Genomic DNA, 24,994 nt, shown 5'->3' on the forward strand with positions numbered 1-24,994 from the left:
GAGCCATGCGCACCCGCGTCGTCCTGCGCCGACCGCACGCGCCGGCGACCCCGGTGACGATCACCACCGACGCCACGGCCACCACGGGCGACCTCGCCGACGCGCTGGTCCGTGCGGATCCCGTCGGCGCCCCGCCCCCACCTCGCGTGCTCCGCATCCACCGGCCCGACGACGTCGAGCTCCGCACGCTCGATCCCGCGACCACCCTCAGCGAGTCGGGCTTCCGCGCGGGGTCGACCATCACCGTCGCCGCGGCGGACCACCGCGAGGAGGGCGCCGAGGCGCCCGCGGTCGTCCGCCTGGTCGTCGTCGCCGGCCCCGACTCCGGCCGCGAGCTCGACCTTCCCGCGGGCACCGCCACGATCGGCCGCGGCCCCGACTGCGACCTGCGCCTCACCGACCCCCAGGTCTCCCGCCTGCACGCGCGGCTGCTCGTCGGCGACGTCGTGGAGGTCGTCGACGCGGGTTCCGCCAACGGCGTGGTCATCGGCGACGGCGCCGTGACCCGCGGCGTCCTGCGTCCCGACGACATCCTCGTGCTCGGCGGCACCGAGCTCCAGGTCCTCGTGATCGACCCCGAGGCCCGCACCCACACCGCCGGGGCGTCGGGGGCGGTGATGGCCTACAACCGCTCGCCGCGGCTGGTCGCCCGCTACCCCGAGCGCACCGTCCCCGCGCCGGACGTGCCCACCCCGCCGACGCCCTCGCGCTTCCCGGCGCTGATGCTCGTCGGGCCGATGGTGATGGGCGCCGCGATGTACGCGTTCACCCGCAACCCGATGTCGCTCATGTTCGTGGCGCTCAGCCCGCTCATGATGGTGGCCAACTGGTGGAACGGCCGGAGCACGGGCAAGCGGAAGCTCGTCACCGAGACCGCCGCCTTCCACGACGGGCTCGACCTGCTGCGCGCGCAGGTCCGCGCGGACCACGAGACCGAGCGGCAGTCGCGGCTCGCGGAGGCCCCCGCGACGCGGGAGAGCGTGGGAGCCGCCCTCGGCCTCGCGCCCGTCCTGTGGTCGACCCGCCCCGGGGAGCCCGGGTTCCTCGCGGTCCGGGTCGGCACCGGCACCGCACCGTCGCGCACCACGGTCGAGGAGCCGTCCCGCGGCTCCGCCGACGCCGGCCTGTGGCAGGAGCTCCAGGACGTGCTGGACGAGCTGCGGGACGTCGACGGCGTCCCGCACACCGTCGACCTGACCGACCTCGGCGTGCTGGGCGTCGCCGGCGACCCCGAGCACGCGGTCCCCGTCGTCCGCGCGCTGCTCGCGCAGGTCGCGTGCCTGCACTCGCCGGCCGAGGTGGTGGTCGCGGGCCTCGCGTCACGGAGCAGCGCGTCCCGCTGGGAGTGGCTGTCGTGGCTGCCGCACGTCGACTCGGCGCACTCCCCGCTCGGGGCGCACCTCGCGTCCAGCCCCGCCGCGTGCGCGACCGTCGTCACGCAGGTCGAGGAGCTCATCGCCCACCGCCTCGAGGGCTCCCGGCCCCGCGGTGGGACCGCGCTGCCCTGGGTCGTGCTGCTCGTCGAGGACGACGCCCCGGCTGAGCGCGGCCGGCTCGTCCGGATCGCCGAGGAGGGGCTCGCCGCCGGGGTCGTGGTCGTCTGGCGCGCCGACACCCAGCGCAGGCTGCCGGCCTCCTGCCGCGCCGTCCTGGTCGCCGACGAGCGCGGCGCGCGCACCGGCCGGACCGCCGACGGCCAGTGGTGGGACGTCAACCCCGAGACCCTCGACGCCGAGACCGCCACGGCCCTCGGGCGGCACCTGGCGGGCGTGACCGACGCGGGCGCCCTCACCCTGGACGAGTCCGACCTGCCCCGGTCCGCCGGCTACCTCGCGATCGCCGGGCCGGAGATCGCCGAGGACGCCGGTGCCGTCGTGGAGCGCTGGCACGAGACCGGGTCGGTCCTCGACCGCACGGCTCCGCCCGCCCGGCGGTCGTCCGACGCGCACCTGCGCGGCGTGGTCGGGCAGGGCACCGACGGCGAGTTCGTCCTCGACCTCCGGTCCCAGGGACCGCACGCCCTGGTCGGCGGGACGACCGGCGCCGGCAAGTCCGAGTTCCTCCAGGCGTGGGTCCTCGGCATGGCCGCCGCGCACTCCCCCGACCGGGTCACCTTCCTGTTCGTCGACTACAAGGGCGGCGCCGCCTTCGCCGACTGCGTCGAGCTGCCGCACTGCGTCGGTCTGGTGACGGACCTCGCCGGCCACCTCGTCCGGCGTGCCCTGACCTCGCTGCGCGCCGAGCTCCGGCACCGCGAGCACCTGCTCGCCCAGGCCGGCGCCAAGGACCTGCTCGCGCTCGAGCGCACCGGCGACCCCCGCACCCCGCCGGCCCTCGTGATCGTCGTGGACGAGTTCGCCGCCCTCGTCCAGGAGATCCCCGAGTTCGTCGACGGCGTCGTCGACGTCGCCCAGCGCGGGCGCTCCCTCGGCTTGCACCTCGTCCTCGCGACCCAGCGCCCCGCCGGGGTCATCAAGGACAACCTGCGCGCCAACACCAACCTGCGCATCGCCCTGCGGATGGCCGACGAGGCCGACTCCAGCGACGTCCTCGGCTCCCCGATGGCGGCCCACTTCGACCCCCGGATCCCGGGGCGCGGCGCCGTGCGGACCGGGCCGGGGCGGCTCGCGATGTTCCAGACCGGCTACGTCGGCGGGCGGTCCGACAGCGCACCCCCGCCGGTGTCGGTGGGCATCGAGACGCTGGCGTTCGGGCCCGGGGAGGAGTGGACGGTGCCACCGCCGCCGGAGGCGCTGCTCGAGCGGCCAGCGGAGGGGCCGACCGACGCCGCGCGGGTGGTGGCGACGCTGCGGCGCGCCGCGGAGCAGGCCGGGGTCCCAGCGCCGCGGCGACCGTGGCTGCCCTCGCTCCCTCACCTCATCCCCCTCGACGTCGAGGGCCAGTGCGCAGACGGAGAGCTCGCGCTGGGCGTGATCGACGTCCCGGACGAGCAGACGCAACGCACGTTCACGTACCGACCCGACCGAGACGGGGCCTGCGTCGTCTTCGGCACATCGGGCGCAGGCAAGTCGACCTTCTTGCGGACGGTCGCGGTCGCCGCCGCCTCTGCCCGAGGGCACGTGCGGATCTACGGGCTCGACGCCGCTGGTGGCGCACTGGGGATGCTGGAGGAGCTGCCACAGGTCGGCGGCGTCGTCTCGATCGCCGACGTCGAGCGGGTATCACGGCTGGTCTCGGATCTCGTGGCACTGCTCGACGCGCGCGCGGCCCGCTTCGCGGCGAGCCACGCCTCGTCGGTCGACGAGTACCGAGCGCTCTCCGGTGTCGACGAGCCTCGCGTCTACCTTCTGGTCGACGGCATCGGAGCGCTTCGCGAGGCGCTGGAGAGTGACAGTCAGACGATGCACGTGGTCGCGGGGATCTCCCGGCTCGTCGCCGAAGGTCGACCGCTGGGAGTGCACGCCGTACTCGCGGCGGAACGGCCGGCGGCGATCCCCACCGCCATGTCGGCCTCGATGCCGTTCCGCCTCGTCCTGCGCCAGAGCGACGAGAACACCAAGACCCAGCTCGGGCTAGCGCGCGACGTGCTGGGCGATGACGCTCCCTCCGGCCGCGGTGCTCTCGCCGGGACTGCCGATGAGGTGCAGATCGCGGTGCCGGCTGGGGCCGCGGATCTCGCCGTGCAGGCTGCCGAGGTGGCGAAGATCGCCGATCAGCTCCGCCACGCCGGTGTCCCGACCGCGCCTGCCGTGCGCAGGCTGGAGCCCGTGATCCCGGCGGCATCCATGCCTGCGGCGGTGGGGGACGACCCGGTTCTCGGGGTGGACGACGCGACGCTCGCTCCGCTCGGCTTCGACCGACGTGGCGTTCTCATGATCGCCGGAGGCTCAGGATCCGGGCGGACGACCGCGTTGGTGGCGCTCGGGCTCGCGCTCCACCGGCACCGACCGGATGCCCCCCTCTACTTCCTGGGACCGGCGCGGTCCGCGGCCGGCCGGGCTCCGTGGTGGCGGCGAGGCGCACATCGCGTCGACGACATGCGCGCTCTCCTGCTCGAGGTCCAGGCAGACCTCGAGCAGCCCGCCGAGGACGGCGTTCCGCTGACGCTGGCGATCGAAGGGTTCGCTGATCTGGGGAGCACCGAGCTCGAGATGCCGCTGAGCGCTGCCATCCGTTCAGCGCGACGGAACGGGCACCTCGTCCTGGCGGAGGCGGAGAGCACCTCGTGGTCATCGCTCAGCAGTCCGGTGCTGGAGGCGCGGAAAGCCAAGCGCGCCCTCCTCCTCCAACCCGCGCAGGACGACGGTCCCGGTCTCGTCGGGGTCTCGCTCCCGAGGACCCGGCCCACAGATCTCACCCCCGGGCGCGGGATGTTCGTCGCATCGGGCCGAGTCAGCCGCGTCCAGCTGCCGCTCCCCGACCTGGGATCGCTGGTCGTCGAGCCCGGTGCCACATCGACAGGAGTTCTGACATGACCGAGCTGACCGTCAACCATTCTGCTGTGACCGCCGCGGGGGGTGGCATCCGCACGGCGGCACAGCTCATGCCCGGCCCCGGATGGGGACCGTCGTGCGCGTCGGGTAGCCCCGCGGTCGACGCCGCCCTCGCCTCGCTGTCCGTCACCGTCGGGGAGCAGCTGCTCGGCGCCGCCGCCGAGATGTTCCGACTCGGGCAGGGCGCCGTCAGCGCGGTCGACGTGTACCGAACGACCGACGCGTCGCTCTAGGAGGAGGTCGAGATGAACTGGACCAGCCAGGACCCGGGATCGGGCGACACCGGAGCGCTCCGCGCTCGCTCGGGGGCGATGAACACCATCGTCCTGACCCTCGACCACGCACGAACGACCTTCCGTGCGCATTACGAGCCTGTCACCACGCACGAGTGGAAGGGAGCCGCTGGAGACGCCTTCCGTGGATCGTGCGCAGCGCACCTGTCGCGCCTGAACTCCTTCATCAACGCGCTCGCACCGTACAGCGCCGCACTGATGATCTACGCCAACGAGGTCGAATCCATCGCCGAGGAGACCCGGGCGCTGAAGCTCCGGACCGAGGCCGCACAGGAGCAGCTCGCCGCAGCCCCCGCCTACGTCTCGCCCAACACGGCAGCCGCCACCAACGCGGCCAAGTCCTCGGGCCGCGCGTGCGTGCCGGACCCGCGCACAGCCGCGAAGTCTGCACTGGCCACCATTGCCCTGGAGCGAGCCGAGCTCGTTCGCAGACGCCAGGCGGCGGACATCAAGGTCACAGCGGCTCTTGGCGGTGTCGCCATCGGCGACTGGGCGGCCGCCGGGTCGGCCCTCGCCCAGGCAGGAGTTCGCCGACCGGCCGACTTCGACGTCGAATCCATCCGTCGAGCGCTGCTGGACCTCTGCACGCTGACGCTGCAAGGCGACACGACCTCGCTCCCCGGCCTGCTCGCACTCCTCGACACCTGGGCAGATGACCCCTCGATGATGCGGGACTTCCTCGAGGGCCTCGGGGGGTCGGGGCTGGTACGGATGCTGATGGTGCTGGACCAAGCGCTGATCGACGGCCGCAGCGCCATCGCGGGCGACGTCCAGTCGGCACTCCGCGACGCATTGTCGTCGGCATCGAGTATGTGGAGCGCCTCGGAGGCGGCCGACTACATCTCGGCGCTCATCGATGCCCCCGGCAGCACGCTCTCCGTGGCCTATCTCTTCGGCGATCCCGAGGTCGCGCCGATGAGCAGCACCCTCGTCCAGGCCGCAGCCGACGCGATCCTGGACTGGGAGCGCAAGAACGGCACCCTGTACGCCCTCGTCCTCAACGTCGTGCCCAGGGTCGGCATGGCGCCTGACCTGGTCTACCGGATGCTCGGCGAGGGCCCCCGCGTCATCGACCCGGCCGACTCGATCTTCCGCCACCTCGCTCGTGATCCGCAGTCGACCCTCGACTGGCTGGCCGATCCGACGCGCGGCCACGACCGGATCATTCACTGGTACCAGGAGCGCAACTGGCACGACGCGGGCGGCTACGCCGGGCCGATGCTCGTCTGGGAAGCGCTTCAGACCGTCCCGGGGGGCCTTCTCGGACCCGACATGGACCCGGGTGTCGCGAGGAAGCTCGCGGAGGTCAACGCCGCGATTATCGATGCTTGGACGGATCGCGGCTCGCGGTTCTCCGGAGTCATGGACGACGAGGCGCTGCTCGCCCTGGCGGGAGTGATCGCTGCCCAGCTACCGGTCTGGGCGGACTCGACCACGACTCTGGAGTCGAGCTCGACGGTCGCGACCGACGGAAAAGTCGTCCACTGGCTCGGCATGCAGGGTTGGACCACGCAGATCTCACGGGACGCTCTTTCGTTCCTGCTGGGCCAGGTGCGGAGCAGCGACGCGGCCTCCGGGGCGCTGCTGGACGCGACGAAGGACCTCCAGGGCAGGCTCGTCGCCTCGGTCGGTTCCACGGCGGACTTCACTCACAACGACGCCCTGGAGCGCATCGCCGGACTGCTCGGGATGATCGACGGCGCTCAGCTCGGGAACGAGCTCGCGGTAGCGGCGATGCGCGACCGTACCGTCGAGCGAACGTTGGCGACCGCCGGGCTGGGTGCGGGCGAGTTGGCCGGCAAGGGCGGGATCGCCGCGAGCCTGGTGCTGGCCGGGGCCGAGCACCTCGCCCTGGAGAGCTGGGCGAACCAGTACGACACCGCACTCGATGACCTCTGGCGGAACACGGGCCCGGCGAAAGAACGAGCCGACGAGGCCCGGGAAACACTGCTGGGTCTCATCGAGGGATGGGTCCCGCCCGAGGTCGTCCACAAGGGCGGCCAGTCCGCCGACCAGTACCTCGACTCGATCATGGGGTGGTACGACGACAAGGTCCGCCGCCTGGACGAGGCGAAGACAGCATGACCGCCGCCCGGCGCAGAACCAGCCTGACCAGCATCGCGGCCGCCGTCGGCATCGCCCTCGTGTCGGCGTGCTCGCCCTACGACGAGCCGGCGAGGTGGGAGCCCGACGAGGTCGTCGACGGCGTCCCGGCGATCGACTGGCCGCTCGGCGCACCGAACATGTCCGACGAGTGGGTGGCTGCCCTGTACAAGGCCGACGCGGCCCACGTCTCGGCGCAGAATGCGCACGACTTCTCCAACCCCGCCCTGAAGGAGCTCGTGGAGGACGACCACCTGATGCTCCTCGCCCGGAGGGCTCGGAGCGGCGCCTACTCGCTGGGGAGCGGAAGGGAGCGCAATGAGTATCAGTACGCACCCGGTCCCAACCTCATGAAGGTGATGAGCGTGGATTCCGCGGGGGACGAGGCGACGGTGTTCACGTGCGAGTTCTCTCCCACCCCGAAGCTGCATTGGCACTGGTACTCGACCGAACCGATGACGCTCGATGACGTACTCACGTTGAAGAGCGGCAACCCCATGTGGCATCGCCTGGAGCGGGACGCCTCCGGACACATCCGGGTCACGGACGCCGGCGCCAGCTGGTCGTACGAGAATCCCGGTGCCTGCGATCTCTCCGGGGTGAGACCCGGCTTCTTCGATCCTGCACCTCCCTTCGGCCAGGAAGTGTGGGGCGGCGACTTCCTGGGACCCGACGGAGTGCCGGTCCCCGATCTGCAGGGGCGGATGCATGACGGGACCTGGATCAACGAGAAGACCGGCGAGGTCCGCATCGATCCCGAGACCGGTGAGCCGTGGATCTTCTGAACGGCGAGATCCGCACGACGACGCCCGTGACTGACGACACCGTCGAGCACCGAGTGCCGAACGCGCAACGCGAAGATCACGGAGGGCGAGCAACGACCGCCCCCACCTACGTGGCGTCCGCCGGTCCGCGGCACGCCGCCGGACGCTCCACGCGTCCTCGCGACCTGCCTCGCCGCCGCTTCGGCGGTCGTTCTCGGTGCGCTGTGGAACACCGCGCGTGACACCCCACGCGCCAGACTTCAGCGCCGGCACCGCCGCTCCCGGGGCGGGCTGGACCGGGCTCGACGACGTCGCCATCTCGACCACCCCGACTACCTGAGAAGGAGACCCCGATGACCACTCCGCAGCACCCCGCAGGACCGACTCCTCCGTCGGCGTCCGGTCCTCCGCCCGTGCCCGCTGGACCACCGCCGGCCGGAGGACCGCTGCCCCCGCCGCACGACCCGTACGCGGTGCCGCCGACGCCGCCCGCGACCCGTCCTCGGAACGTGCTGGCCCTGCTCGCCGTCGTCCTCGGCGCCTGCGGCGCCGCGCTGCCCGGACTCGTCCTCGCGGTGCTCGGGCTGCGCGATGCCCGTCGCCTGGGCGGGGCCGGACGCGGGCAGGCGTGGACCGCCGTCGTGCTGTCCGTCGCGTGGGGTGTGGTCCTGGTCGTCACCGGGAGCCTGGCCCCCTGGTCGGTCGCGACGGAGCGCGGTACGGCGGCCGGATCGACAGGCCCGGCGACCGCGGCGCCCGGGACCGACGCGCTCGATCCCGAGGAGGACCGCGGATCCGGTGCGTGGCTGGGCGAGTTCGCGCCGGAGACGAGCTACCTCGACGACCTGGCCGAGCTCGCCGAGACGCTCGACATCGATCCGGGCACGTACGAGGGCAGCTACTGGCAGAGCTTCTACGAGGGGATGTGGCTCGCGTTCGACCTCGACGACGACGAGTACGCGGCGGCCGTCGCGGACTCCCTGGCGTGCGACGACGGGGACGACGCGGCGTGCGCCCGGGTCCGGGCGTACCTCCCGGGCATGTGAGGCCGTGGTCGCAGTCCCGCTCCCGGAGGCGCGCACGACGCCGGCGACGGGGCCCCGACGCGAATCGCGCTCCGCGCGAGAGCCGGCCCCCCCACCGACGATGGGACAGAGGTCCGTACTCACCCCACCCCGCGCACCGCCACCCAGCGCGGCCCCGACCGCCGTGCCACATCGGCCCGCCGCACCTCCGCCAGCTCCAGCGCCCGGGCCGCCACCCGCCGCCCGATCCTCGTGGCCGAGTCGTCGTCCCCCGCGAGGTACCGCACGACCACCCGCGCCTCCCCCGCGACCACGGCGACGTCCTGCGCCTCGACCTTCGTCAGCGCCCGGGCGGCGTCGGCCGCGGCGGGCAGCAGGGTGGCGGGGTCGACGCCGGGGAGCAGCATCCCGACGCCCAGGGTCACGCGGTACGACGGCACGGCCGCGAGCGTACCGGCGGCACACCACGACGCCGGACCGCGCCGGGGCCCGGGCCCGCCGACCCCCGACACCCGCGCCCGCCCTGGCCCCTCACATCGTGACCGACCCGTCCTCCCCGATCGGCCACTCCGGGTTGTGCGCGACCTCCCACACGTACCCCTCGGGGTCGGTGAACGCCCCGGAGGTCCCGCCCCACTCCGCGAGGGCCGCCGGCCGGACGACCGACCCGCCCGCCGCCGCGGCCGCGTCGAGCACCGGCGCGACCTCCGCGGCCGCCCGGACGTTGTACGCGAGCTCGAGCCCCGGCGCGCCGCGCCCCTCGATGCCGGTCCACAGCGCGAGCACCATCCCGCCCGCCTGGAAGAACGCCACCTCCCCGTCGGGTCGGCGTGGTGCGGGCCATCCCATCGCCTCGTAGAACGCGCACTGCCGGTCGAGGTCCGTGACGCCGAGCGTCACCACGCTGATCCGCGGCTCCATACCGCCTTCCTACCGTGCCTCCACGACATCCACCCGCGATCGGGGGGACAGCCCCCGGGTGCTCGCGCGCGCGAGCACGTAGCGTGGAACGCATCCGAACGACGAGCGTCCGCGCTCACGCCAGCGGCTGGGAAGTCGACCACCCCCCACGTTCGGAGCGCGCTTCGTGACACCCCCCGCACCCGCCGCCGCGACCGCGGCGCCCGCCCGGCCGAACCAGGCCGCGTCGACGGGCTCCTACCAGGAGCTCTCCCGCCAGGTCCGCGACGCGGGCCTGCTGAACCGCACGCCGGGCTTCTACGTCCTGCTGCTGATCGGCCTGGGCATCGCCCTGGCGGCGCTCGTCGCGGGCTCGGTGCTGCTGGGCCGGTCCTGGTTCCAGCTGCTGATCGCGGGCGGCCTCGGCATCGTGCTGACCCAGTTCGCGTTCGTCGCGCACGAGGCGTCGCACCGGCAGGTGCTGGCGTCCGGACCGGCGAACGACCGGCTGGGGCGCATCCTCGCCAACGGCGTCGTCGGGATCAGCCACTCGTGGTGGATGACCAAGCACTCGCGGCACCACGCGAACCCGAACCACGTCGGCAAGGACCCGGACATCGCGCCGGACACCATCGTGTTCCTGCACGCGGACGCCGCGAAGCAGAGCCGGGTGATGGCGGCGCTGACCCGGGTGCAGGGGTGGGCGTTCTTCCCGCTGCTGACGCTGGAGGGGCTGAACCTGCACGTGACGGCGTTCCGCAGCCTGCTGGCGCAGGAGCGGTCCCGTGCCCGGACGCTGGAGCTGACGATGCTCGTCGTGCGGCTCAGCGTCTACACCGCGGCGGTGCTGTGGTTCCTGGGCCCCGCGATCGGCTTCGCGTTCCTCGGCGTGCAGCTCGCGGTGTTCGGCGTCTACATGGGGGCGTCGTTCGCCCCGAACCACAAGGGCATGGCGATGATCCCCGAGGGCAGCCGGCTGGACTTCCTGTCCAAGCAGGTGCTGACGTCCCGGAACATCACCGGCGGGCACGCGATGAGCACCCTGATGGGCGGCCTGAACTACCAGGTGGAGCACCACCTGTTCCCGAGCATGCCGCGCCCGCACCTGAAGCGGGCCCGCCTGCTGGTGCGCGACCACTGCCTCCGCAACGGCGTGCCCTACACGGAGACGACCCTGCTGCGGTCCTACGCGATCGTGGTGCGGTACCTGAACGACGTCGGGCTCGCGGCCCGGAACCCGTTCGACTGCCCGCTGGTGCAGCGCTACCGCCAGGTCTGAGCGACCCGAGGCAGCAGAACGCCGGCCGTCCCCGAGGGGGCGGCCGGCGTTCGCGCGTCAGCTCAGAGCGGGCGGATGTTCGCCGCCTGCGGGCCCTTCGGGCCCTCGGTGACGTCGAACTCGACCTGCTGGTTCTCCTCGAGGGAGCGGTAGCCGGAGGAGGCGATCGCGCTGTAGTGCGCGAACACGTCCGGGCCGCCCTCGGCCGGGGCGATGAAGCCGAAGCCCTTCTCGGCGTTGAACCACTTCACGGTGCCGGTGGTCATGATGTCTTCTCTCGTTCGAGGACCGGAACCGCGGACGCGGATCCTGGTGCCGCGCCCCGAGGGGCGCGGACGGTGGTGGGTGCGCACGCAGCGTGCGGGCGCGGTGGGACGGCGGGCCGCGGCGAGCGCGGCGACGGCCTGGTCCCAGGTCGGGGTCACGGCCACGGGGCGCGACAGGTGGTCGCTGACGTGGTGGCCGTCGGGCTCGCGGGCGATGAGGCCGGCGTACTCGCCGGCGGCCGTGGCGGCCCAGAGGTTCTCGTCCGCCTGGCGCCACTGGACGGGCGCGGTGTCGGCGGGGGTGGTGGTGCGGGTACTGAGGGTGATGATCTGACGACTGCTCTCACTCCGCACGACGTCGGCGGAGGGTGGGGGCGACGGCACCGGGTGGGGTGCCGTCCGGACTGCTGCAAGAGGCCCGGGAATCCACGAGGACTCCCGGGCCTCCAGCTGAGCCGCCTAAGAGAATCGAACTCTTGACCTTCTCATTACGAGTGAGACGCTCTGCCGACTGAGCTAAGGCGGCGCGCGCCCACCTATGCGGCGGACGAGCACGGATACTGTACCTGGCGGACGGCGCCTCGACCAAAGCGAGCCGCGTCACCCCGCCGACGACGGGCCCCGGGCGGGCCCGACCGCGGTCAGCAGCGGGTGCCGTCCGCGGGCACCGTCCCCTCGAGCAGGTAGGCGTCGACGGCGTCGGCGATGCAGGCGTTGGACCGGCCGTAGGCCGTGTGCCCCTCGCCCTCGTACGTGAGCAGGTGCCCGGAGTCGAGGGTGTCCGCGAGGCTCTCCGCCCAGGCGTACGGGGTCGCCGGGTCGTTGGTGGTGCCGACGACGACGATCGGCGCGGCGCCCGCCGCGGAGTAGTCGTCCAGGCCGCCCGCCTCGGGCACGGGCCACTGCGCGCAGATCACGCCGCCGTAGCCGAAGAAGTACCCGACGGTGGGCGCGACCTCCTCGATCGCGGCGGCCTGGGCGCGCATCTCGGCGACGTCGGTGGTGCCGCGGTCGTCGGCGCAGCCGATGGCCCAGAACGCCTGGGTGGAGTTCGACGCGTAGGTGCCGTCGGCGTTCCGGTCGTAGTAGAGGTCGGCGAGCTGGAGCAGGACCGAGCCGTCGCCCGACAGCGCCGCGTCCAGGCCCATCGTGAGGTAGCTCCACGAGCTCTCGTCGTACAGCGGGAGCGCGATGCCGCTGAAGGCGAGGGCGCCGGTGAGCGGCCGCTCGGTGCCGGTCGGCAGCGGGGACTTCCGCGCCCGGTCGAGCACCGAGCGCACCTGGGCGAGGCCGTCGTCGACCGAGCCGGTGAGCGGGCAGTCCGCGCCGGCCTGGCAGTCGGCGACGTAGGCGCGCAGCGCGTTCTCGAAGCCCTGCGCCTGGCCCTCCGAGAGCTCCTGGGAGGACAGCGTCGGGTCGAGGGCGCCGTCGAGCACCAGGCGGCCGACCTGCTGCGGGAACAGCGCCGCGTACGTCGCGCCGAGCTGCGTGCCGTAGGAGTAGCCGACGTAGTTCAGGGTGTCGTCGCCGAGCACGGCGCGGAGCACGTCCATGTCCTTGGCGGCGGACACCGTGTCCACGTGCTCCAGGACCGGGCCGGTGTTCTCGAGGCACGCCGCGCCGAAGGCGCCGTACGCGTCCTCGGCCGCCTGGATCCCCGCGTCGGTGCCGAAGTCGAAGTCGGTGGCGACGATCTCGTCCATCGCCGGGCCGTCGACGCAGGTGACCGGGGTCGACGACGCGACGCCGCGCGGGTCGAAGCCCACCAGGTCGTAGCGGTCGACGACCTCCTGGCCGAACCGCGGCAGGGCGATCGAGGACAGCGCGTCGATGCCGGACGACCCGGGCCCACCCGGGTTGATGAGCAGCGACCCCAGCCGGTCGCCTGCGGCCGGGTGCCGGCTGACGGCGACCTCGATGGTGTCGCCGTCGGGCTCCGCGTAGTCGAGCGGCACCACGAGCGTGGCGCACTCGAGGTCGCCGCAGGCCTGCCAGTCGAGCTCCTGCGCGTAGATCGCGTCCAGGCCCCGGACGTCGGCCGCGGTCGGCGCGGTCGTGACCTCGGTCTGCTCCCGCGGGGCGGTGCAGCCCGCCAGCGCGAGGGCGGCGACCGCGGCCACGGCGGCGGCGCGCACGAGCCCGCGGCGGCGGGTCGCGGGCACAGGTCGGCTGAGGGCTCTCGAGGCGGGAGTCACCGGACCACGGTAACGGCCCGCCGGGCCGCCCGCGGTCAGGCCTGCGGGCGCAGCGCGATGAGCATCGCCTCGACCGCCAGCAGCGGCGCGACGTTGCCCTCGAGCCGGGTGCGGGCCTCCCCCACGGCGTCCATCCGGCGGACCGTCTGCTCGGGCGTCGACGACTCCGCGACCGAGCGCGCCGCCTCCTCGTGCTCGGCGTTGACGAGGTGCACGTCGGCGCCGAGCTGGAGCACCAGCACGTCCCGGTAGAACGACAGCAGGTCGACCATGGCGCGGTCGAGCACGTCGCGCTGCGCGCGGGTGGCGCGGCGCTTCTGCTCGTCCTCGAGCTGCTTGACCTGCCCGCGCAGCGCCGGCGGGATCGTCGTGAGGCCCTCCGCGCCGAGGGAGTGCAGCAGCTGCTGCCGCTCGGCCGCGTCGCGCTCCTCCGTGGCGGCCTTCGCGTCCGCCTGCGCGGTCTCCACGAGCTCGGCGGCCGCCAGCACCGCGTCGCCGACGCCGCGCAGCCGCGGGGCGATCCGGAGCACGGCGGACCGGCGGGCGCGCGCCTCGGGGTCCCGGGCGAGCCGGCGGGCGACGCCGACGTGCGACTGCGCCGCGCGGGCCGCCACCAGGGCGACGCCGGGGTCGATGCCGTCCCGGCGCACGAGCAGGTCCGCGACGGCCTCGACCGGGGGCACCCGGAGCGCCACCGACCGGCTGCGCGACCGCAGGGTGACGAGCACGTCCTGGGGGCTGGGGGCGCACAGGAGCCAGACGGTGCGCGGCGGCGGCTCCTCGATGGCCTTGAGCAGCACGTTGCCGGACGTCTCGTTGAGCCGGTCCGCGTCCTCGACCACGATGACCCGCCACCGGCCCTGGGAGGGCGCGCGCTGCGCCAGCTCGACCAGCGGCCGCACGGTGTCCACGCGGATGACGACGCCCTCGGTCGACACGAAGGTCACGTCGGGGTGCGTGCCGGCGAGCACGGTGGCGCACCCGGGGCTCCGCGGGTCGCCGGACGGGTCCTGGAGCGCCGCGGCGAACGCCCGCGCGGCGTTGGACCGGCCGGACCCCGGCGGGCCGGTGAGCAGCCAGGCGTGCGTCATCTTCGACGGGTCCGCGACGGCCTCCCGCAGCACGGCGACGGCCGGCTCCTGGCCGACGACGTCGTCCCACACGGTCGTCATCGCGCGCCGCCCGCGGCGAGGCCTAGGAGCGCCGCCACCCGCTCCCGCACGTCGGCGGCGATCTCCTCGACCGGGCGCGCGGCGTCCAGGACGAGCCACCGGCCCGGGTCGGCCGCGGCCCGCGCCAGGAACGCCTCCCGGGTGCGGCGGTGGAAGTCGTCGCCCGCGCTCTCCAGCCGGTCCGGCTGGTCGGGGCGCGCGGAGAGCCGGCCGAGCCCGGCCGCGGGGTCGAGGTCGAGCAGCACCGTGAGCGCGGGCAGCAGCCCGCCGGTGGCCCAGAGCGACAGGTCCTCGACCTCCTGCGCGCCCAGGTCGCGCCCGGTGCCCTGGTAGGCCACGGAGGAGTCGAGGTACCGGTCGGTCACGACGACGGACCCCGCCGCGAGCGCCGGCCGGACCAGCGACGCGACGTGGTGCGCGCGGTCCGCGGCGTACAGCAGGGCCTCCGTGCGCGGGTCGACGTGCCCGCCGTGCAGCACCTCGCGGCGCAGCACCCGGCCGAGCTCGGTGCCGCCGGGCTCGCGGGTCAGCACGACCGTGAGGCCGAGCCCGGTCAGCCAGTCGCCGAGCAGCCGGGACTGGGTGGACTTCCCGGCGCCGTCGCCGCCCTCGAACGACACGAACAGGCCGCCGGGCACGGTCGGCAGGGGCGCGGGCGTCGGCGGGTGGGGCAGCGTCACGCGCGCCAGGGTATCCACCCCCGCCGACACCCCGGCCCCCCGGGGGTCACTCGCCGGGGTAGACGACCCCGACCTGCGCCCGGACCTCGTCCATCGTCCGGAGCACGCCGAGCGTGTCCGCCCACGTCATCCGCGGGCTCTCGGTCGCGCCCTCGGCGACCCGCCGCGCGACCTCGGCCGCCTCGTACTGCAGGCCGTGCTGCACCGGCTGGTCGAACGTCCAGGACCGGCCGTCACGCCGGTCCACCCGGAACGACGTCGGCGCGTAGAACGACCCCTCGATGGTGATGCTGCCCTCGGTGCCGGAGATCGCGGCCGTCGTCGGGGTCTTCGCCCAGAGCGTCGTGGTGAGCGCGGCCTGGGTCCGGTCGCCGTAGCTGAGCACGATCGCGAGCTGCCCGTCGACGCCGGTCTCGGTCAGCGCGCCGACCGCGCGGACCTGGGTGGGCACGCCGAGGAAGTCCTGGGCGAACGCCACCGGGTAGACGCCGAGGTCGAGCAGCGCGCCGCCCGCGAGCGCCGGGTCGTACAGCCGGTGCGCCGGGTCGAACGGGAAGTACTGGCCGTGGTCCGCGTGCACGGCGACGATCTCGCCGATCTCGCCCGAGTCGATCACCTGGTGCACGGCGGCGACGTGCGGCAGGAACCGCGTCCACATCGCCTCCATGACGAACACCCCGGCGGCGCGCGCGGCGGCGAACACCTCCTCCGCCTCGGCGGCGTTGCGGGTGAAGGCCTTCTCGACCAGCACGTGCTTCCCGGCGGCGATCGCGAGCAGGGCGTGCTCGCGGTGCTCGGAGTGCGGGGTGGCGACGTACACGGCGTCGACCTGCGGGTCCTCGACCAGGTCGCGGTACCCGACGTGCGTGGTGGGGATGCCGTGGGCGGTGGCGAACCGCTCGGACCGGGTGCGGTCCCGGGACCCGACGGCGACGATCGGGGCGCGGGTGCTGCTCCGCACCGCGTCGGCGAAGGCGGCGGCGATGCCCCCCGCGCCGAGGATGCCCCAGCGGATCGACGGTGCGGTGCGCGGGTCCTCGGTGAGTGCCATGCCGCGACCCTACTGCGCGCCCCCGACCAGCGCCCATGCCGCTGGCGGACCGGCACCGGTGGTCCGTACGGTGGAGGTGTCGGCGGCCGAAGACGACCGCGACCGACGGGCCCGGCGCCGACGCGACCCCAGGAGGAGGAGCCGTGTCCGCGACCCAGGAGCACCCGCCCGTCCGCACCCTCATCAGCCCCGCCCGGTACGCCCAGGGCCCGGGCGCGATCGAACGGCTCGGGGAGCTGGTGACGCCGATCGGCCGCACCCCGCTCGTCGTCGCCGACGACACCGTCTGGTCGTTCGTCGGCGACGCCGTGACCCGGTCCTTCGACGTGGCCGGGCTGCCGCTGACCCGCGACGGGTTCGGCGTCTACGCCACGGCGCAGGCGGTCGAGACGATCGCCGACCGCGCCAGGGAGGTCGGCGCCGACGTCGTGGTGGGCGTGGGTGGCGGGTCGGTGATCGACGCGGTCAAGGCCGCGGGCCACCTCGCGGGGACGCGCTGGGTGTCGGTGCCGACCGTCGCCTCGACGGACGCGCCCTGCTCGGCGCTCTCGGTGATCTACGACGACGAGGGCGGCTTCGAGGAGTACCGGTTCTTCCCGCACAACCCGGACCTGGTGCTCGTCGACACCCGGCTCGTCGCGAACGCCCCGGTGAAGTTCCTCGTCGCGGGCGTCGGCGACGCGCTCGCCACCTGGATCGAGGCCCGCGCCGTGGCCCGCGGGGACGGCACGACGATGGCCGGCGGGCTGCCGACCGCGACCGGCACCGCGCTCGCCCGGCTGTCCTGGGACATCCTCTGGGAGCACGCGCTGCCGGCGATCGACGCCGTGCGCGACCACCTGGTGACCCCGTCGGTGGAGAAGGTCGTCGAGGCGAACACGCTGCTGTCCGGGCTGGGCTTCGAGTCGGGCGGCCTCGCCGCCGCGCACGCGATCCACAACGGCCTCACCGCCGCGCCGCAGACGCACGGCCTGACCCACGGGCAGAAGGTGAACATCGGCTCGGTGACCCAGCTCGTGCTGGAGGGCGCGCCGGTCGAGGAGATCCGGGAGTTCGTGGAGTTCACGACGCGGGTCGGCCTGCCGAACACGCTGACCGAGATCGGGCTGACGCCCGGCGACGTCGACGACCTGACCCGGGTGGCCGAGGCCGCGACGGCGGAGGGCGAGACGATCCACGCGATGCCGTTCACCGTGCGGGTGCCCGAGCTGGTGGACGCGCTGCGGTCGATCGAGGGCTTCTCCCGCCGGGTCCGGGCCGACGCGGGCCTGCCGGAGCCGGTGCCGCACCGGGCGCACTGACCTGGAGCACGGACCCGGCGCACGGACGACGCGCGGGGCACTCCCGGGGGGCCCGGGGGTGCCCCGCCGCGGCGGTCAGGCAGCGAGGCAGAGCGCGTACGTGATCGCCGGGGTCAGCAGCGCGACGCCGTAGATCCCCGCGCGGACCACCTCCGGCGGGTGCAGCCCGAGGTCGCGCAGCGCGTGCCAGGTCCGGTGGCAGCAGTGCCACAGCACCAGCCCGAGCGCCAGGCTGATCGCGAGCGCCCCGAGCGGGTGCGTGACGAACCCGGCCACGGTCGCGTGCACCTCGGCGGGCTCGCCGAACACCCCGAACGGCACCAGCAGGCCGAACGTCACCACGAGCACCGGCACGGTGAACACGGCGAGCATCCCGCCGCCCCCGAACAGGGCCCAGAGCAGCGGCTCGTTCGTCCGCCCCTCCCAGCGACGCATCAGGACCTCCCGAGCCAGAGCACGACGACGACGGCGAACGCCGCGAGCAGGACGTAGTGCGCGAGCACCACCCAGCCCCGGTGCAGGTGCCGGCGGCCGCGCCGCACCCGGATGATCGCGGGGGTCGCCCGGAACCAGGTCGTCGCGTGCACGACCGCCATCAGCAGCGCCCCGACGGTGAGCACGACGACGGCGGGCGACCTCTGCAGCTCGACCCACCGGGTGAACGCGTCGACCCCGCGGTGCGCGGACACGAGGCCGATCACGAGGTTGAGCACGAACAGCCCGACGACGACGCTGGACGCCTCGCGCAGCGCGTACGCCCGGTACCCGCCGGTGGCCAGGAACCAGGTCCGGCGGACGGGCGGGCGGTACGGGCGGCGGGCGGTCACGGCCGGCCCCCGCGGCGCGGCAGCAGGAACTCCGCCGCCCACGCCGCCGCGGTCGCCGCCTTGGCCTGCTGGATCGCCGCCGCCGGGTCGACGCCCTTGGGGCACGCGGTGGAGCACGCCCCGACGAACGTGCATGCCCACAGCCCGTCCTCGCGGTCGAGCGCGGGCAGCCGGTCGTCGGAGCCGTGGTCCCGGGAGTCCTTGTCGTACCGGACGGCGGCCGTGACGGCCGCGGGCCCGAGGAAGTCCGGCTCGAGCGCGACCTGCGGGCAGGCGGCGTAGCAGAGCAGGCAGTCGATGCACATCGCGTAGTCGTGGTACGCCAGCATCTGCTCGGGCGTCTGCCGGTTCCCGGTCTCGCCGGGCGGACCGTCCGGGTCGGGCACGAGCCACGGCCGCGCCCGCTCCAGCGACGCCAGGAACGGCTCGAGGTCGACGACGAGGTCCCGCTCGACGGCGAGGTTCGCCAGCGGCTCCACGACGAGCGGGCCCGGGGCGTAGTCGCGGACGAAGTGCTCGCAGCCGAGCCGCGGGGTGCCGTTCAGCACGAACCCGCAGGAGCCGCAGATGGCCATCCGGCAGGACCAGCGGAACGCGAGCGTCGGGTCGAGGTGGTCCTTGATCCAGGTGAGCGCGTCGAGCACCGAGGTGTCCTGGCCCCAGGGGACCTCGTAGTCGACGAGGTGCGGCGCCTCGTCGACGTCGGGGCGGTACCGCCGGACGCGCAGGGTGATCGTGCCGAGCACCTCGCCGCTCACCGGCCCACCCCCTCGGCGCGCGCGGCCGGCCCCTCGGCCCGCTCGGCCGCACCCTCGGCGCCCGCCGCCGCGCCCGCGGCGCCGTACGCGCGCGTCGCCGGCGGCGAGGTCGTGATCGTCACGGGGGTGTGCTCCAGGTGCGGCCCGTCGGGCGTCCACCACGCGCGGGTGTGCGCGAGGAACCGCTCGTCGTCGCGCTCGCCGAATCCGTCGAGCCGCTGGTGCGAGCCCCGGGACTCCTCGCGTGCCAGTGCCGAGGCCACCAGCGCCTCCGCGACGTCGAGCATCGCGCCGAGCTCGACCGCCCCGGCCCAGTCGGTGTTGTAGACGGGGCAGGTGTCGACCACGCGCACGTCGGCGTACCGCTCCCGCAGCCCGCGGACGACCGCGGCGGTGCGCTCCATGCCCGCGCGGGTGCGGAAGATGCCGACGCCGTCGTCCATCGCCCGGCCGAGCTCCTCGCGGATCGCGACCTGCGGCTCGCTGCCCCGGCCCATGAGCGACAGGTGCCGCGCGGCGGCGTCCGCGGCGTCCCGGCGCACCCGCGGGTCGGCCCGGGTCGGGTCCGCGAGGGCGGTCGCGGCGGCCCGCTCCCCGGCCACCCGGCCCAGCACCACCAGCTCGGCGAGCGAGTTCGACCCCAGCCGGTTGGCGCCGTGCAGGCCCGAGGACGCGCACTCCCCCACGGCGAACAGCCCGGGCAGCGGGGTCGCGGTCGTCACGTCCGTCTCGATGCCGCCCATCGAGTAGTGCACGCTCGGGCAGACCGGGACGGGCGCGGTGGCCGGGTCGATGCCGAGGTACTGCTCGGTGAGCTCGCAGATGAGCGGCAGCCGCTCGCGCAGGTGCGCGCGGCCGAGGTGCCGCAGGTCGAGGTGCACGGCGTCGCCGCGGGGGGTCGGGATCGTCCGGCCCGCCTGCTGCTCGTGCCAGAACGCCTGGGACAGCCGGTCGCGCGGGCCGAGCTCCATGTGCTTGTTGCGCGGCTCGCCGACCGGCGTCTCGGGACCCAGGCCGTAGTCCTGCAGGTACCGGCGGCCGTCCGCGTTGAGCAGGGTGCCGCCCTCGCCGCGGCAGCCCTCGGTGATGAGGATGCCGGAGCCGGGCAGGCCGGTCGGGTGGTACTGCACGAACTCCAGGTCCCGCAGCGGCGCCCCGGCCCGGTAGGCCATCGCCATCCCGTCGCCGGTGACGATCGCGCCGTTCGTGTTCTGGGCGTACAGCCGGCCGGCGCCGCCGGTGGCCATCACCACCGCGGACGCCTCGACCAGGACCGGGCAGCCCTCCCGCTGGTCGTACGCGAGCACGCCCGCCACCCGGCCGTCCCGGACCACGAGCTCGAGCGCCAGGCACTCGTCCGCCCGCGCGATCGAGGGGTGCTGGAGCGAGGTCTGGAACAAGGTGTGGAGCACGTGGAACCCGGTCTTGTCCGCGGCGAACCACGTGCGCGGGCGGCTCATCCCCCCGAACCGCCGGACGGCCACCGCCCCCGCGTCGGTGCGGCTCCACGGGCAGCCCCACCGCTCCAGCCGGTACATCTCGTGCGCCGCGTGCTCGACGAAGTACTGCACGACGTCCTGGTCGCACAGCCAGTCGCCGCCGGAGACGGTGTCCGCGAAGTGCTGCTCCAGCGAGTCGTCGGCGCCGACCACGCCCGCCGCCCCGCCCTCGGCGGCGACGGTGTGCGAGCGCATCGGGTACACCTTCGACAGCACCGTGACGTCGAGCTCGGGGTGCGCCTCCGCGACGGCGATGGCGGCGCGGAGCCCGGCGCCCCCGCCGCCGACCACCGCGACGTCGGTCCGGACGGTCTGCATCAGCGCGCCGCCGGGGAGGTCATCGCCAGCACGTCGAGGGCCGCGTCGAGCTGCTCGACGGTGAGCCGGCCCTCGTCGACGTGCCGGAGCCCGAGCACCGCCTCGCGGATGGTGAGGTCGTGGGCCACCGCGTGCTTGACCACCGCGGCGGCGGCCTCGTAGCCGATCAGCCGGTTGAGCGGGGTGACCACCGACGGCGACGACTCCGCCAGCTGCCGGCACCGGTCACGGTCCGCGACGAACCCGGCCACGCACTTGTCGGCCAGGTGCGCCGAGCCGGTCGCGAGCAGCGCGACCGACTCCAGCAGGTTGCGCGCCATCACCGGCAGCATCACGTTGAGCTCGAACGTGCCGGTCGTGCCGGCGAACGCGACCGCGGCGTCGTTCCCGATCACCTGGGCGGCGACCATGAGCACCGCCTCGGGGATCACCGGGTTCACCTTGCCGGGCATGATCGACGACCCGGGCTGCAGGTCGGGCAGGGCGATCTCGGCGAGGCCGGTGCGCGGGCCCGAGCCCATCCAGCGCAGGTCGTTGCAGATCTTCACCAGCGACACCGCGACCGTGCGCAGGGCGCCCGACGTCTCGACCAGCGCGTCCTGCGCGCCCTGCGCCTCGAAGTGGTTCCGGGCCTCGGAGAGCGGCAGGCCGGTGTGGTCGGCGACCAGCGCGATGACCCGCTGCGGGAACCCCGGCGGGGTGTTGATGCCGGTGCCGACGGCGGTGCCGCCCAGCGGCAGCTCGGCGAGCCGGGGCAGCGCCGCGACCACCCGCTCGACGCCGAGCCGGATCTGCGCGGCGTACCCGCCGAGCTCCTGGCCCAGCGTCACCGGCGTGGCGTCCATGAGGTGCGTGCGGCCGGCCTTGACCACGTCGGCGTGCTCGGCCGCCCGGGTCTCCAGGGTCTCGGCGAGGTGGCCGAGCGCCGGGAGCAGGTCGGTCAGCACCGCCTGCGCCGCCGCGACGTGGATCGAGGCGGGGAACACGTCGTTGGACGACTGCGAGGCGTTGACGTGGTCGTTCGGGTGCACCGGGCGGCCGAGCCGCGCGGTCGCCAGGGTGGCCAGCACCTCGTTCACGTTCATGTTGGACGACGTGCCGGAGCCGGTCTGGAACACGTCCACCGGGAACTGGTCCGCCCACCGCCCGGCCGCCACCTCCTCCGCCGCGGCGGCGATCGCGGCCGCCACGTCGTCGGGCAGCACCCCGAGCTCGGCGTTCGCGAGCGCCGCGGCCCGCTTGATCTCGGCGAGGGCGGCGACGTGCCGGGGGTGCAGCCGGGTGCCGGAGATCGCGAAGTTCTGCACGGCGCGCTGGGTCTGCGCCCGGTAGCACGCGTCCGCGGGCACCAGGACGTCGCCCATCGTGTCGTGCTCCAGCCGGAAGCCGGCGGGGATCTCGGTCGGGGTGTCGGTCACGGTGCTCTCCTCGGTCCGGGCGGGGTGGGGGCGTGCGGGGGTCGGGCCGGGCGCCGGGTGCGGCCGGTGGGCGGGGCGTCGCCGGTGGGCGGGGCGTCGCCGGTGGGCGGGGCGTCGCCCGTGGGCGGGGCGTCGCCGGTGGGCGGGGACGTCACCACAGGCCGATCGCCTTCATCCAGAGGCCGCCGACGCCCATCCAGACGGCGATGTTCACGACGGCGACCACCCCGCCGGTGCGCCACCAGCGCACGACCGGGACGTAGCCGGAGCCGAACAGCACCGGGGCCGGGCCGCAGGAGTAGTGCGTGAGCGAGGCGAACAGGCTGGAGATGAACCCGAGGACCAGGGCGGCGAACACCGGCGGAGCGCCGGCCATGATCGCGGTCGCGAGGAACGCCGCGTACATCGCGGAGATGTGCGCCGTGTTGGACGCGAACAGGTAGTGGGTGGCGAAGTAGACGAGCGTCAGCAGCACGAACGCCTGCTGCCAGCCCATGTCGCCGACCAGGGCGGCCATCTCCCCGCTCAGCCACGGGATGAGGCCGAGGGCGTTGAGCTGGGTCGCCATCATCACCAGCACCGCGAACCAGACCAGCGTGTCCCAGGCCTGGGTCTCGGACTTCACGTCGTCCCAGGTCAGCACCCCGGTGAGCAGGAGCACGACCAGGCCGATCAGGGCGGTCGTGGTCGCCGACAGGTCGAGCAGCGCGTCGCCCAGCGTCCACAGCAGGAGCAGGCCGACGATCGTGCCCGTCATCACCTTCTCCCCCGCGGACAGCGGCCCCAGCGCGCGCAGCGCCGTGCGCGCGCGCTCGGCGGCCTCGGAAGTGCGGCGCACCTCCGGCGGGTCGACGGCGCTCACCACGAGGGGGACGACGACCAGCGCGACGAGTCCCGGCACGATCGCGGCCAGGGCCCAGGTGCCCCAGGAGATGTCGACGCCCTGGTCGCCCGCGAGCTGCGCCGCCAGCGGGTTGCCGGCCATCGCGGTGAGGAACATCGCCGAGGTCACGGCGTTCACGTGGAACGCCGTGCTGGTCAGGTACGAGCCGATCCGGCGCGAGGTCGGCCCGGGCTCGCTGCCGTAGGACGACGCGATCGACCGCACGATCGGCTGGATGATCCCGCCGGCGCGCGCGGTGTTCGACGGGGTGGCGGGGGCGAGCACGAGGTCCGTGGCGGCGAGGCCGTACGCGAGGCCCAGGGGGCTGCGGCCCAGCCGGGACACGAAGAACAGCGCGAGCCGGGCGCCGAGCCCGGTCTTGATCACGCCGCGGGAGATGAAGAAGGCGACGACGATCAGCCAGATCGTCGTGTTGGAGAACCCCTGCAGCGCCTCGGCGGGCTCCAGGACGCCGGTGACGACCGTCGCCACCAGGCCCACGACCGTGACCGCGCCCATCGGCAGCGGTCGGGCGATGACGCCCACGATGGTCGCGACGAAGATCGCGAACATGTGCCAGGCGGGCGCGTCCACGCCCGCGGGCGGCGGCACCCACCACAGCGCGAGGCCGACGACGAGGGGGACCGCGGCCCGGACCAGCGGCACGGGGCGCAGGCGCTCCGGGGCGGGAGCGGCGCCGGGATCGGCGACGGGCGCGCTGCCCGCTCCGGGGGCGGCGGTGTCCTGGTCCATGCGCGGCGGGCCTCCGGTGGCGGGGCGGCGCCCCGGGGCGGCGGTGCACCGGGGCCGGACGTGCCCGACCCTGGTGGCCCCCGCGACCCCCTGGGGGTGGCAGACCGGGGTAAACCGGGCGTTGCGGTCGTTGTGGTCGCCGCGACGCACCCCGCGACGCGCCCGCAGCCCACCCCCTAGCCCGACCGGCCCCGACCACTCAGCGCCCCTGGGTGGGTACCGCGCCGCGCCGAGACTGGGGGCATGCCGGCCGGCGACGACCCCCTCGCCCCGCGCCCGCCCCGCTCGCCGTCCGGCGCCGCAAGGCCCGACGCGGGCACCGGGCCGGGCGGCGACCTCCGCGTGCTCGTCGCCCACGCCCGTCCCGGCACCGCGCGGGAGCACCGCCGGCTCGTGGACCGGGTCCCCGGCTTCCGCACCGTGGGCGTCGCGGGCGACGGCGACGCCGCGCTCGCCCGGGCGGTGCGCGGCGGGGTGGACCTCGTCCTGCTCGACCTGGCGCTGCCCGGCCGGCCGGGGCTCGACGTGTGCCGGGCGCTGCACCACCTGCGCGGCGCCCCGGACGTGCTGGTGGCGACGGCCGTCCGGGACCGGGCCGCCGTGCGCGCGGCGGTGCGGTTCGGCGCGGTGCACTACCTGGTGACGCCGCTGCGGTTCGCCACGCTGCGCGAGCGGCTCGGCGCGTACGCCGCGTACCGCGCCGCCGCGACGGGGCGCCGGGCCGTCGTCGACCAGGGCGAGGTGGACGCGCTCCTCGCCACGCTGCACCCGCCGGCGCGCGAGCTGCTGCCGAAGGGCCTCGCGGCGGAGTCGCTCGCCCGGGTCCGGGCCGCGCTGCGCGCCGCGCCCGACGGCCTGACGGCGGAGGAGGCGGCGGCCGTGACCGGGCTGTCCCGGGTCACCGCGCGCCGCTACCTGGAGCACCTCGCCGGCCGGGGCGCGTGCCGGCGCGCGCCCCGGTACGGCAGCTCGGGGCGCCCGCCGCTGCGCTACGTCGGCGGGTGAGGCCGCGCGGCCGCGGGGCGCGCCGCTTCCCGGGGTGACAGGCCGCCCGC

At 74.7% G+C, this 24,994-nt stretch carries 21 protein-coding genes and 1 tRNA gene; 8 read left to right on the plus strand and 14 right to left on the minus strand.

Annotated features, from left to right (window positions below; all coding sequences use genetic code 11):
* Window positions 1-5: 5 nt before the first annotated feature.
* The 5 genes from AC3WUG_RS06875 to AC3WUG_RS06895 all read left to right on the plus strand — a co-directional run bounded on the left by AC3WUG_RS06875 (window position 6) and on the right by AC3WUG_RS06895 (window position 8,660).
* Window positions 6-4,436, plus strand: coding sequence for a type VII secretion EssC family protein (locus tag AC3WUG_RS06875; protein ID WP_492326994.1), 4,431 nt, complete (start codon window positions 6-8; stop codon window positions 4,434-4,436).
* Window positions 4,433-4,687, plus strand: a complete 255-nt coding sequence (locus AC3WUG_RS06880; protein ID WP_492326995.1) for a hypothetical protein — start codon at window positions 4,433-4,435, stop codon at window positions 4,685-4,687. Before AC3WUG_RS06875 ends, AC3WUG_RS06880 begins: the two co-directional genes overlap by 4 nt.
* Window positions 4,688-4,699: 12 nt before the next feature.
* Window positions 4,700-6,832: a hypothetical protein gene (locus AC3WUG_RS06885; protein ID WP_492326996.1), complete on the plus strand. Its 2,133-nt coding sequence runs from the start codon at window positions 4,700-4,702 to the stop codon at window positions 6,830-6,832.
* On the plus strand, window positions 6,829-7,635 hold the full coding sequence (locus AC3WUG_RS06890; protein ID WP_492326997.1) for a hypothetical protein: 807 nt from the start codon (window positions 6,829-6,831) through the stop codon (window positions 7,633-7,635). Before AC3WUG_RS06885 ends, AC3WUG_RS06890 begins: the two co-directional genes overlap by 4 nt.
* A gap of 488 nt (window positions 7,636-8,123) precedes the next feature.
* A complete protein-coding gene (locus tag AC3WUG_RS06895) occupies window positions 8,124-8,660 on the plus strand; it encodes a hypothetical protein (RefSeq protein WP_492326998.1) in 537 nt (178 codons plus the stop codon).
* A 119-nt stretch (window positions 8,661-8,779) separates the two neighbouring features.
* On the opposite strand, the gene AC3WUG_RS06900 is transcribed toward AC3WUG_RS06895, so the two are convergent.
* Together AC3WUG_RS06900 and AC3WUG_RS06905 are read right to left on the minus strand one after the other, a co-directional pair.
* Entirely contained in the window at window positions 8,780-9,079 is a 300-nt protein-coding gene (locus AC3WUG_RS06900; RefSeq protein ID WP_492326999.1) for a hypothetical protein, read from the minus strand.
* Window positions 9,080-9,170: 91 nt separating this feature from the next.
* Window positions 9,171-9,560: a VOC family protein gene (locus tag AC3WUG_RS06905; RefSeq protein WP_492327000.1), complete on the minus strand. Its 390-nt coding sequence runs from the start codon at window positions 9,558-9,560 to the stop codon at window positions 9,171-9,173.
* Between the two features lie 166 nt (window positions 9,561-9,726).
* Between AC3WUG_RS06905 and AC3WUG_RS06910 the strand changes: the two genes are divergently transcribed.
* Complete coding sequence (locus AC3WUG_RS06910) at window positions 9,727-10,818, plus strand: fatty acid desaturase family protein (protein ID WP_492327001.1); 1,092 nt, start codon at window positions 9,727-9,729, stop codon at window positions 10,816-10,818.
* A gap of 62 nt (window positions 10,819-10,880) precedes the next feature.
* Here AC3WUG_RS06910 and AC3WUG_RS06915 read toward each other — a convergent pair whose 3' ends face one another.
* The 6 genes from AC3WUG_RS06915 to AC3WUG_RS06940 all read right to left on the minus strand — a co-directional run bounded on the left by AC3WUG_RS06915 (window position 10,881) and on the right by AC3WUG_RS06940 (window position 16,182).
* On the minus strand, window positions 10,881-11,084 hold the full coding sequence (locus AC3WUG_RS06915; RefSeq protein ID WP_147796946.1) for a cold-shock protein: 204 nt from the start codon (window positions 11,082-11,084) through the stop codon (window positions 10,881-10,883).
* A 453-nt stretch (window positions 11,085-11,537) separates the two neighbouring features.
* Window positions 11,538-11,610: transfer RNA gene (locus tag AC3WUG_RS06920), tRNA-Thr, on the minus strand.
* A 115-nt stretch (window positions 11,611-11,725) separates the two neighbouring features.
* The gene (locus tag AC3WUG_RS06925; protein WP_492327002.1) at window positions 11,726-13,246 is read right to left on the minus strand and encodes an alpha/beta hydrolase; all 1,521 of its coding nucleotides are present in this window, start codon (window positions 13,244-13,246) and stop codon (window positions 11,726-11,728) included.
* A 68-nt stretch (window positions 13,247-13,314) separates the two neighbouring features.
* Entirely contained in the window at window positions 13,315-14,451 is a 1,137-nt protein-coding gene (locus tag AC3WUG_RS06930; RefSeq protein WP_492327003.1) for a DNA polymerase III subunit delta', read from the minus strand.
* Entirely contained in the window at window positions 14,448-15,131 is a 684-nt protein-coding gene (gene tmk, locus AC3WUG_RS06935; protein ID WP_492327004.1) for a dTMP kinase, read from the minus strand. The genes AC3WUG_RS06930 and tmk overlap by 4 nt, the downstream gene beginning before the upstream one ends.
* A gap of 46 nt (window positions 15,132-15,177) precedes the next feature.
* Complete coding sequence (locus AC3WUG_RS06940; RefSeq protein ID WP_492327005.1) at window positions 15,178-16,182, minus strand: Gfo/Idh/MocA family protein; 1,005 nt, start codon at window positions 16,180-16,182, stop codon at window positions 15,178-15,180.
* A 143-nt stretch (window positions 16,183-16,325) separates the two neighbouring features.
* Here AC3WUG_RS06940 and AC3WUG_RS06945 point away from each other — a divergent pair, with 143 nt between their 5' ends.
* Window positions 16,326-17,483 carry a glycerol dehydrogenase gene (locus tag AC3WUG_RS06945; protein WP_492327006.1) on the plus strand — a complete coding sequence of 386 codons (1,158 nt, stop codon included), beginning with the start codon at window positions 16,326-16,328 and terminating at the stop codon, window positions 17,481-17,483.
* A gap of 75 nt (window positions 17,484-17,558) precedes the next feature.
* Here AC3WUG_RS06945 and frdD read toward each other — a convergent pair whose 3' ends face one another.
* From frdD to AC3WUG_RS06975, 6 genes are all read right to left on the minus strand, one after another.
* Window positions 17,559-17,918 carry a fumarate reductase subunit FrdD gene (gene frdD, locus AC3WUG_RS06950; protein ID WP_492327007.1) on the minus strand — a complete coding sequence of 120 codons (360 nt, stop codon included), beginning with the start codon at window positions 17,916-17,918 and terminating at the stop codon, window positions 17,559-17,561.
* Complete coding sequence (locus tag AC3WUG_RS06955; RefSeq protein WP_492327008.1) at window positions 17,918-18,310, minus strand: hypothetical protein; 393 nt, start codon at window positions 18,308-18,310, stop codon at window positions 17,918-17,920. Before AC3WUG_RS06955 ends, frdD begins: the two co-directional genes overlap by 1 nt.
* Window positions 18,307-19,068, minus strand: a complete 762-nt coding sequence (gene sdhB, locus AC3WUG_RS06960) for a succinate dehydrogenase iron-sulfur subunit (protein ID WP_492327009.1) — start codon at window positions 19,066-19,068, stop codon at window positions 18,307-18,309. Before sdhB ends, AC3WUG_RS06955 begins: the two co-directional genes overlap by 4 nt.
* Window positions 19,065-20,885: a fumarate reductase (quinol) flavoprotein subunit gene (gene frdA / locus AC3WUG_RS06965; RefSeq protein WP_492327010.1), complete on the minus strand. Its 1,821-nt coding sequence runs from the start codon at window positions 20,883-20,885 to the stop codon at window positions 19,065-19,067. The genes sdhB and frdA overlap by 4 nt, the downstream gene beginning before the upstream one ends.
* A complete protein-coding gene (locus AC3WUG_RS06970) occupies window positions 20,885-22,303 on the minus strand; it encodes a class II fumarate hydratase (RefSeq protein ID WP_492327011.1) in 1,419 nt (472 codons plus the stop codon). Before AC3WUG_RS06970 ends, frdA begins: the two co-directional genes overlap by 1 nt.
* A 151-nt stretch (window positions 22,304-22,454) precedes the next feature.
* Window positions 22,455-23,939 (minus strand): anion permease, encoded by a 1,485-nt coding sequence (locus AC3WUG_RS06975; protein WP_492327012.1) that lies wholly within the window; start codon window positions 23,937-23,939, stop codon window positions 22,455-22,457.
* A 243-nt stretch (window positions 23,940-24,182) separates the two neighbouring features.
* On the opposite strand from AC3WUG_RS06975, the gene AC3WUG_RS06980 reads away from it, so the two are divergent.
* The gene (locus tag AC3WUG_RS06980; protein ID WP_492327013.1) at window positions 24,183-24,944 is read left to right on the plus strand and encodes a response regulator; all 762 of its coding nucleotides are present in this window, start codon (window positions 24,183-24,185) and stop codon (window positions 24,942-24,944) included.
* Window positions 24,945-24,994 lie beyond the last annotated feature (50 nt).

Source organism: Cellulomonas sp. EB106-03-03-XG116 (assembly GCF_058792015.1).